Genomic DNA, 10126 nt, shown 5'->3' with positions numbered 1-10126 from the left:
GTTCTCCTCGGCTGCCGGTGTGTTCGGTGCGGCGGGTCAGGGCAGCTACGCGGCGGCGAACGCGTTCCTGGATGCTCTGGCTGAGCATCGCAGGGCCGAGGGTCTGCCGGCGGTGTCGCTGGCGTGGGGTCTGTGGGAGGCGGCCCCGGCCGGTGAGGCGGGTATGGGTGCGGCGGCCGATGCGGAGCGTCTGCGGCGGGGCGGGGTTGCGGCCCTGTCGTCGGTGGAGGGGCTTGCGCTGTTCGATGCGGCCGAGCGTTCCGGTGGGGCGCTGCTGGTGCCGATGCGGCTGGATCTGGCGGGCTTGCGGGCTCAGGCGGGCAGCGGCATGTTGCCGCCGTTGCTGCGGTCCCTGGTCCGGGTGCCCGTACGTCGTGCTGCGGCGGCCGATGCCGCGGCCCCCGGGGCCCTGGCCCAACGCCTCACCACACTCCCCCCGGCGGAACGGGTCAAGGTCGTCCTGGAATCGGTCCGCACGCAGGTGGCCGCCGTACTCGGCCTCCCCGGACCCGAGGCGGTCGATCCGCTGCGCGCCTTCAACCAGGTCGGCTTCGACTCGCTGACCGCGGTGGAACTGCGCAACCGGCTGACCGCGGCCACCGAGGTCCGCCTCCCCGCGACCCTGATCTTCGACTACCCCACGCCCACCGCCCTGGCCGAATACCTGACGACGGAAGTGCTGGGCACCTCGGCCGAGGCCGCCGCCCCGGTCGTCGCGGCGGGAGCGGCGGCGTACGACGATCCGATCGCCATCGTCGGCATGGCCTGCCGGTACCCCGGAGACGTCCGTTCTCCCGAGGATCTGTGGACACTGGTGACCGAAGGCCGCGACGCCATCTCGGACCTCCCCACGGACCGGGGCTGGGACGTGGAAGGGCTCTTCGACCCGGACCCCGACCGGCCCGGCACGAGCTACACGCGCGAGGGCGGCTTCCTGCACGACGCACACCACTTCGACCCGGTCTTCTTTGGGATGAGCCCGCGCGAGGCACTGGCCACCGACCCGCAACAGCGGCTGCTCCTGGAGACCACCTGGGAAGCGTTCGAACGCGCGGGCATCGACCCGGCGTCACTCCGCGGCAGCCGTACCGGTGTGTTCGCCGGCGTGATGTACAACGACTACGGCACGCTGCTGCACCGCGCACCCGACGGCCTCGAGGGCTACATGGGCACGGCCAGTTCCGGGAGCGTCGTTTCCGGCCGTGTGGCCTACACGTTCGGCCTGGAAGGCCCGGCGGTCACCGTCGACACCGCCTGCTCGTCGTCCCTCGTCACCCTGCACCTGGCCGTCCAGGCGCTGCGCAACGGCGAGTGCTCGCTGGCGCTCGCCGGCGGTGTGACGGTGATGGCCACGCCGGGAACGTTCGTGGCGTTCAGCCGTCAGCGCGGCCTCGCGGCCGACGGCCGCTGCAAGCCCTTCGCCGCCGCGGCGGACGGCACGGCGTGGGGTGAAGGTGTGGGCATGCTGCTGGTGGAGCGGCTGTCCGACGCCCGCAAGAACGGTCACCCGGTGCTGGCGGTGGTCCGCGGCTCGGCGGTCAACCAGGACGGTGCCAGCAACGGCCTGACGGCGCCGAACGGGCCGTCGCAGCAGCGGGTGATCCGGCAGGCACTGGCCAACGCCGGGCTCTCGGCGTCCGAGGTGGACGTGGTGGAGGCGCATGGTACGGGTACGACGCTGGGCGACCCGATCGAGGCGCAGGCGCTGCTGGCCACCTACGGCAAGGCCCGGGCCGAGGACGAGCCACTGTGGCTGGGCTCCGTCAAGTCCAACTTCGGTCATACGCAGGCCGCGGCCGGTGTCGCCGGGATCATCAAGATGGTGATGGCGATACGGCACGGTGTGCTGCCGCGGACCCTGCACGTGGACGAGCCGTCCCCGCACGTGGACTGGTCTGCGGGTGCGGTGGAGTTGCTGACCGAGGCGCGGGAGTGGCCGGAGACCGGCCGTCCCCGCCGGGCGGCGGTCTCGTCCTTCGGCATCAGCGGCACCAACGCCCACACCATCGTCGAAGAGGCCCCCGCGCTCGAAACAGAGACCGATGACAGTTCCCCGCAGGCGCCCAAGGTGCTGCCTTGGCCGGTGTCGGGCAGGACTGTCGAGGCCCTGCGTGTGCAGGCCGAACGCCTGCGTGCCCACGTGTCGGACCACCCCGAGTTCAGCCCGGCGGACATCGGCTATTCGCTGGCCGTCCATCGTGGCACCTTCGACCATCGCGCGGTCGTGGTGGCGGGGGACAGGGACGCATTCATCCGCTCACTCGACGCGCTGGCCGCGGGCGAACCCTCGGCTGGACTGGCCGAGGGCGGTCCGGTCGGCGGCAAGCTCGCCTTTCTGTTCACCGGGCAGGGCAGCCAGCGGCTCGGCATGGGCCGGGAGTCGTACGACGCCTATCCCGTGTTCGCCCGGGCGCTGGACGAGGTCTTCGAGCGGTTCGAACTCCCGCTGCGTGAGGCGATGTTCGGTGACGAGTCCGGGATGCTGGACCAGACTGCTTACACACAGCCCGCGCTGTTCGCGATCGAGGTGGCGCTGTTCCGTCTCCTCGAATCATGGGGCATCAGGCCGGACTTCGTCTCCGGTCATTCGATCGGTGAGATCGCGGCGGCGCATTGTGCGGGTGTGCTGTCGCTGGAGGACGCGTGCACGCTGGTCGCGGCGCGTGGCCGTTTGATGCAGGAGCTGCCGTCCGGTGGTGCGATGGTGGCGGTGCAGGCGACTGAGGACGAGGTCACCCCGTACCTGACCGACGCGGTGAGCATCGCCGCGGTCAACGGCCCCGCCTCCGTGGTGGTCGCCGGTGACGAGGACGCCGTACTGGAGATCGCCGCCCGCTTCGAGGAACAGGGCCGCAAGACCAAGCGCCTGACGGTCAGTCACGCGTTCCACTCGCCGCACATGGACGGCATGCTGGAGGCCTTCCGCGAGGTCGCCGAGGGCCTGACCTACGAGGCCCCGCGCATCCCGCTCGTCTCCAACCTCACCGGCATGATCGCAACCGCGGACGAGATCACCAGCCCCGACTTCTGGGTCCGCCATGTCCGTGAGGCGGTCCGCTTCCACGACGGCATCCGCACCCTCGAGGCCCAGAACGTCAGCACGTTCATCGAGCTCGGCCCGGACGGTGTGCTCTCGGCGATGGGCCAGGACTGCGTCACCGGCGAGGACCATGCGTTCGTACCGGTGCTCCGCGCGGGCCGTCCGGAGCCGGAAACCCTGACCACGGCCCTCGCGCACGCCCACACCCGGGGCATCCCGGTGGACTGGCAGGCCTACTACGCCGGCACCGGCGCCCGACGCGTCGACCTGCCCACCTACGCCTTCCAGCACCAGCGCTACTGGATCGACGTACCGGCGACCGTCGGCGACGTGACCTCCGCCGGACTCGGCTCGGCGGACCATCCGCTGCTGGGCGCGGCTGTGGAACTGCCCGACCAGGGCGGTTACGTGTTCACCGGGCGGCTCTCCCTGGACAGTCACCGCTGGCTGGCCGACCATGCGGTGGCCGGCACCGTGATCCTGCCGGGTACGGCGTTCGTCGAGCTGGCGATCCGTGCCGGGGACCAGGTCGGCTGTGACCGGCTGGAGGAGCTGACCCTCGAGGCGCCGCTGGTGCTGCCCCCGCGGGGCGGTGTGGTGCTGCGCATGTCGGTGGGCGAGCCGGACGGTTCCGGTCGCCGGGAGGTGACCTTGTACTCGCGGCCCGAGGACGCCGAGGACGGGACCTGGCTGCGGCACGCCGGCGGCGTGCTCGCCACCGAGGACGCGGAGGACGCCGCTGCGCACGCAAGCGAGGCGCAGACCGACCCCGGCTTCACCGTCTGGCCGCCCGCCGACGCCACGCCGCTGGACGTGTCCGGACTCTACGAGCGGTTCGCCGAGGGCGGGTTCGGGTACGGCCCGGCCTTCCAGGGGCTGCAGGCCGCCTGGCGACGCGGGGACGACATCTTCGCCGAGCTGGCGCTGCCGCGGGACCAGCACGACGAGGCCGCGCGGTTCGCGCTCCATCCCGCCCTGCTCGACTCGGCACTGCATGGTTTGGCGCTGGGCGAGTTCACCGGTTCCACCGGCACCGCGCCGGGTGCGCTCCGCCTGCCCTTCTCGTGGAGCGGGGTCGGGCTGCAGGCGGCCGGTGCCACGGCGCTCCGGGTGCGGATCAGCCCCGCCGGTGACGGCTCGGTCGCCCTGCGAGCAGTCGACGAGACGGGGGGCGCGGTCGCGTCCGTGGACGCCTTGACGCTGCGGCCGGTCGACCCGGCCCGGCTGGGAACGGCCAGGGGCGGGTTCCACGACTCCCTCTTCCAGGTGGAGTGGGCGCGGGTTCCGGCGTCCGCCGGCACGCGGGTGCCGGCCGGGCAGTGGGCCGTCGTCGGCGCCGACCCCCTCAAGCTGGGTGCCGCGCTGGAGGCGGCGGGGGTGTCCGTCGACGCGTACGCCGACCTCGCGGCGCTCGCGGGGGTCGTGGCGGCGGGCAAGCCCCTGCCCGACCTGGTCCTGGTACCCCGGGCTCCGCAGGCCGCCGGCGACCTCGCCGACGCGGTGCGACAGGCGGCCCACGAGGCCCTGGAGCTGGTGCAGTCCTGGCTCTCCGAGGAGGTGTTCGACGGTGCTCGGCTCGCGTTCGTCACCCGCGGCGCCGTCGCCGCGTCGACGGGCGACACGGTCGGTGACCTGACGCAGGCGTCGCTGTGGGGCCTGCTGCGTTCGGCTCAGACGGAGAACCCGGACCGCTTCCTGCTGCTGGACGTCGACGAGCACGACCTCTCGTACCGGGCCCTGCCCGGCGCGGTGGCCGGCGGCGAGAACCAACTGGCCGTCCGGGAAGGAGCCCAGTACGCCCCCCGGCTGGCCAGGGTCCCGGTGACCGAGGCCGAGGGTGACGCCACGGCCGCGCTCGACCCGGACGGAACCGTGCTCGTCACCGGCGGAACGGGGGCGCTCGGCGGCCTCGTCGCCCGGCATCTGGTGGCGGAGCGGGGTGTCCGGCACTTGCTGCTCACCAGCCGGCGCGGGATGAGCGCCGACGGCGCGGCCGAGTTGGTCGCGGAGCTCACCGGACGCGGAGCGAGTGTGCGCGTCGCCGCCTGCGACGTGGCCGACCGGGACGCGCTGCGGGCCCTGCTCGCCGAGGTGCCCCAGGACCATCCGCTGACCGCCGTCGTCCACACCGCGGGCGTGCTGGACGACGGGCTCGTACCGTCGCTCACCCCGGACCGGATCGACACCGTGTTCCGGCCGAAGACCGACGCGGCCCTGAACCTCCACGAGGCTACCCGGGACCTCGGCCTGTCGGCGTTCGTCCTGTTCTCCTCGGCCGCCGGTACCTTCGGCACGCCGGGTCAGGCCAACTACGCGGCCGCCAACGCCTTCCTGGACGCGCTCGCCGAGCACCGCCGGGCCGAGGGTCTGCCGGCGGTGTCGGTCGCCTGGGGGCTGTGGGAGCAGCGCAGTGCCATGACCGGGGAGCTGGCGGAGGCGGACCTGCGGCGGATGGCCAGGTCCGGCCTGCTGCCGCTGTCCTCCGCGCAGGGCCTGGCCCTGTTCGACACCGCCTGCCGGGTCGGCGCCGACTCCGCACGGGCCGTGCTGGTGGCGGTGCGCCTCGACACCGAGCCCCTGCGATCCCAGGCGGCGGCCGGCGTGCTGCCCGCGCTGCTGCGCGGCTTGGTGCGGGCGGTGCCACGCCGTACCGCGCGGACCGCCCAGGCCGCGGTGGCGGGCGCGGCGGACCTCGTCCGGCGGCTGGCCGCACTGACGGCGGGGGAGCAGGAGCGGACGCTGCTCGACGTGGTGCGTACCCAGGCGGCAGCCGTGCTGGGATTCGCCGATCCCGGGGAAGTGGGTGAGACACGCGAGTTCCTCGAACTGGGCGTCGACTCGCTGACCGCCGTGGAGCTGCGCAATCACCTGGTCGCGGCGACAGGGCTGCGGCTGGCGCCCACCCTGCTGTTCGACCACCCCACCCCGCAACTCGTCGCCCGGCATCTGCGCGCCGAACTGGCCGCCCGGACGTCCGGCGCCGGGGCGCCCGGTGAGGAGGCACCCCGCGAAGGCGGGCCGGCCGGCGCGGACCAGGCGCCGGACGGTGGGACGAGCAGCGGAATGTTCGGGCAGATGCTGCGGCGCGCCGCCGAACTCGACGCGTCCGGCGAGTTCATGGGCCTGCTGATGGAGGCCTCGCGGTTCCGGCCGTCGTTCGCCTCCGCCGCCGAACTGCGCACCCCGCCACGGCTGGTGCGGCTCGCCACCGGTGACCGGCAGCCGGCGCTGGTGTGTTTCTCCTCCATCCTGTCGATCTCCGGGCCGCACCAGTACGCCCGGTTCGCCGCCGCCTTCCGGGGCCGGCGTGACGTGTGGGCGCTGGCCGCGCCCGGCTTCCTCATCGGGGAGCAGGTACCGGCCGGTCCGGAGGCGGTGATCGAGGCGCAGGCCGAGGCGGTGTTGCGGCAGGCCGACGGCAGGCCGTTCGTGCTGCTCGGCCACTCCTCCGGCGGCATGCTCGCGCACGCGGTCGCCGAGCGGCTGGAGAGCGCCGGGACCGCACCGCGTGCGGTGGTGCTGATCGACATCTACTCGCACGACGACGACGCCATCGTCGGTATCCAGCCCGGGCTGTCCTCGGGCATGAACGAGCGGCAGGAGAGCTACGTGCCGGTCGACGACACCCGGCTGCTGGCCATGGGCGCCTACTTCCGGTTGTTCGGCGGGTGGAAACCGCGGTCCATCGGCGCCCCCACGCTGCTCGTCCGGGCCGGGGAACGGCTCTTCGACTGGACGAGGGACGGGGACTGGCGGTCGTACTGGGAGCTGGAGCACACCGCCGTGGACGCACCGGGCAACCACTTCACGATGATGGAGCAGCACGCGGACGCCACGGCAGGAGCCGTGGACGACTGGGTCGCGCGGCTGCGGTAGCGGCGCGCCCCGCACGGCCGAGGGCCGGCCCCGCCGAGAGGCGGGGCCGGCCCTTGGGTTTCGGTGCCGGAGAGTTCCGGGCGTCGGGTGCGTCAGATCACGAGGACCTGCGGGGGCGCGATCGCTTGGGCAGGCCCACGGCCTCGACCTCGAAGTTGTCCTTGGTGCAGTCCAGGCGGTGGAAGAGGTTGTCCGGTCCTGTCACGCACACCCTGGACACACCGGAGTCCTTCAACGCGGCCACGACGGCCGGCCAGTTGATGGGCCGGTCGAAGGTGTCCAGCATCATGGTGCGCAGCTCGTCCGCCGAGTTGATCACCGTGCCGTCCTGGTCGGTCACCACGGGCAGCTTCGGATCGGCGAACGCGTAGCGGGAGAAGACCTCCTCCTCGGCCCGGCGGCGCAGGGCGGCGAAGGCCGGGGCGTGCACCGGCGGGCGCATGCTGTACATCGAGTAGCCGCCCGCCTTGCCGATCCGCTCCTTCAACTCCTCCAGTTCGGTCTCCCGCAGCGAGAGCATCGTGAAGCCGCGGTCGAGGTGGCCGGAGAACTCGTACCACACACCGCGCTCGTCGAAGTCGGCGAGGATCTCGGCGAGGCGCTCCTCGGGGGTGCGCACGAAGGAGTGGGTGACCACGTCGGTGTACTCCCGGCCGAAGAAGTCCTCCTCGAGCCGGGCGAGTTCCGCCGTGAGCCGGACCACCTCCGCGAACGGCAGCGAGCCGACGTAGGCCGCCGCCGCCTTCTGCCCGAAGCTCGGGCCCACGCAGATGTCCGGTACGACACCGAGGGTCTCCTCGGCGCGGTCGGCCATGGCCATGGAGTTGACCAGAAAGGCCACCTGGCTGAATTCGGAGTAGTCGTCCGTCTGTTCCCTGAAGTTGTCGAAGACCGAGGTGCCCAGAGCCTGGTCGGCCTCGGCGAGACGGGCCCGTGCGAAGGGGTCCAGGAGCAGGAACTTCCCCACTTCGGCGAACTTGGAAGGTCCCATTCCGGGAAACACGATCGCGGTGCGGGACGCCGTGGATGTCGTCGTCATGGTCGTGTGAACGCCCTTTGCTGCTCGGGGGTGGTGCTGAATTCCGTCGATTCCCACCGGGTGCACGTGCCTAGTCCTGCGCGCGGCGGTGGAAACCGCGGATTCCGATGAATCCGTACACCAGGCATCCCGCGGCGATGGCGCCTATGCAGATGGGCAGCGGAATCGAGTGCGGTCCGCCGGACGGCAGCAGCAGGCCGCGCATCGCCTCGCTGACGTAGGTCAGCGGGTTGAGGGTGCACAGGATCTGGAACCAGCGGATGTGGGACAGGCTCGCCCAGGGGAACTGGGTGGCGCCGGTGAACATGATCGGCGTGAGCGTCATGGCGAAGACGATGCTGATGTGCCGCGCCGGGGCCAGCGTGCCCAGGGTCAGGCCCACCGTGCCGCCGACCAGACCGCCCAGCGACAGGATGCCCAGGGTGGCCGGCAGGGTGTGCAGCGGCCAGGAGACGTGGTCGAGGAGGAGCAGGCCGATCGGGATCATGACCAGCGAGCCGATCAGCCCGCGTATGGCACCGAACAGCACCTTCTCGATCGCGACCAGCACCACGGGGATCGGCGCCAGCAGCCGGTCCTCGATCTCCTTGGTGTAGGAGAAGTCGATGGCCAGCGGCAGGGCGGTGTTCTGCAGGCTCACCAGGAAGCTGTTGAGCGCGACGACGCCCGGCAGCAGCACCTGTTCGAACCCCGGCGTGGTGTAGCCGAGGTTGCCGAGCACCTTGCCGAAGACGAAGAGGATGAAGAAGGGCTCCACGAGGACCTGGCCGAGGAACGGCGCGATCTCACGGCCGGTGACGAAGATGTCCCGCCACAGGATGAACCAGAAGGTCCGCCAGCGGGTGGCCCGGCGCCGGTGCCGGCCGCCGCGGGCGGTCGGCTGTGCCTGGGGCTCGGCGGTGGCCGTCGGGTCGTCCGCCTCGGGGGCGGTGTCCTCGGTGGGCGCGGACGTGGCGGCGGTGGTCATCGCAGCTCCCTGCCGGTCAGCTCGACGAAGACGTCTTCGAGGGTGGAGTTGCCGACGCTCATGTCCTTGACCTCGCAGCCGGCTTCGGCGAGGGCGCGGATCACGGTCGGGAGGATCGTCGAGGAAGCGGCGTCGCTGTAGACCTTCAGTCGTACGTCCTTCGGACGGAAGTCGAGGTCGAGGTCGAGTTCGTCGTCCCCGTCCTGGTGCAGAACCTCGACGCCCGCCACGGACTCGATCCGCTTCAGACGCGCCAGGACCTCCTCGACCCCGTTCGGCGGCGGTGCCACCGTGACGGAGACCGAGGTGTTGCTGAGCGTCTTCATCAGGGCCTGCGGGGTGTCGAGGGCGAGGAGCTTGCCGTGGTCGACGATGCCCACCCGGTCGCACAGCTTCTCGGCCTCGTCCATGTTGTGGGTGGTGATGACCACGGTGACGCCCCGGCCGCTGAGTTCGGCCACCCGGTCGTGCACGAACAGCTGCGACTGGGGGTCCAGGCCGGTGGCGGGCTCGTCGAGGAACAGCACCCGTGGCCGGTGCATCAGCGCCCGGGCGATCATGACGCGCTGGGCCTGGCCGCCGGACACCTCGTCGGCGCGCGCCTCGCCGTGGTCGGTCAGTCCGACGAACTCCAGGCTCTCGTCCGCCAGTCGGTTGCGTTCGGAGCGGGGGAGCCCGTGGTATCCGGCGTGGAAGACGAGGTTCTGCCGGATGGTCAGTGAGCGGTCGAGGTTGTTGCGTTGCGGTACGACGGCGAACGACTGGCGGGCCAGCGCGGGCTTGGCCACCACGTCGACACCCATCACGAAGGCGCGCCCCGCGGTGGGGGCCACCCGGGTGGTGAGAATGCCGATCGTGGTGGTCTTCCCCGCTCCGTTCGGACCGAGGAAGCCGAAGACTTCCCCGTGGTTCACGCTGAAGCTGAGGTCTTCGACGGCGAATTGTTCTCGGTCGGGATATTTTTTGACCAGTCCGTCGACGAGGACGGCGGAATCCGCGGCACGTGTTGTATTCATGAAACCTGTGAATCAAGCTGGACGCGACACCGCCGCACCGGCGTTCTGCCGCGAGGGTCGCGTGCGGCCTGGCTGCGCGATGTGTGCGCCGACGGAAAGGAACGTGACAAAGGTGCCCGCCATGTGTAGCACGGTTTCTTTTCCCGTGGCCCGCACGGGCCCCAAGTCAGGGGTGAGTGCGGGGGGTT

General features: G+C 71.7%; 4 protein-coding genes. 1 reads left to right on the top strand and 3 read right to left on the bottom strand.

Features of this window, described 5'->3' with window-relative positions; genetic code table 11:
- Positions 1–6916 (top strand): SDR family NAD(P)-dependent oxidoreductase (locus ACZ5NH_RS32570; RefSeq protein WP_468780348.1); only part of this gene is annotated, 6916 nt, incomplete at its 5' end.
- A 97-nt stretch (positions 6917–7013) separates the two neighbouring features.
- Here ACZ5NH_RS32570 and ACZ5NH_RS32565 read toward each other — a convergent pair.
- The 3 genes from ACZ5NH_RS32565 to ACZ5NH_RS32555 form a co-directional block, all read right to left on the bottom strand.
- A complete protein-coding gene (locus tag ACZ5NH_RS32565; RefSeq protein ID WP_468780346.1) occupies positions 7014–7907 on the bottom strand; it encodes an ACP S-malonyltransferase in 894 nt (297 codons plus the stop codon).
- A 118-nt stretch (positions 7908–8025) separates the two neighbouring features.
- Positions 8026–8922: an ABC transporter permease gene (locus tag ACZ5NH_RS32560; RefSeq protein ID WP_451008600.1), complete on the bottom strand. Its 897-nt coding sequence runs from the start codon at positions 8920–8922 to the stop codon at positions 8026–8028.
- Positions 8919–9938: an ABC transporter ATP-binding protein gene (locus ACZ5NH_RS32555; RefSeq protein WP_468780344.1), complete on the bottom strand. Its 1020-nt coding sequence runs from the start codon at positions 9936–9938 to the stop codon at positions 8919–8921. Before ACZ5NH_RS32555 ends, ACZ5NH_RS32560 begins: the two co-directional genes overlap by 4 nt.
- Positions 9939–10126: the final 188 nt, after the last annotated feature.

It is taken from the genome of Streptomyces sp. NPDC031426 (genome assembly GCF_055581585.1).
This window is presented reverse-complemented; position numbering and strand designations above follow the sequence as displayed.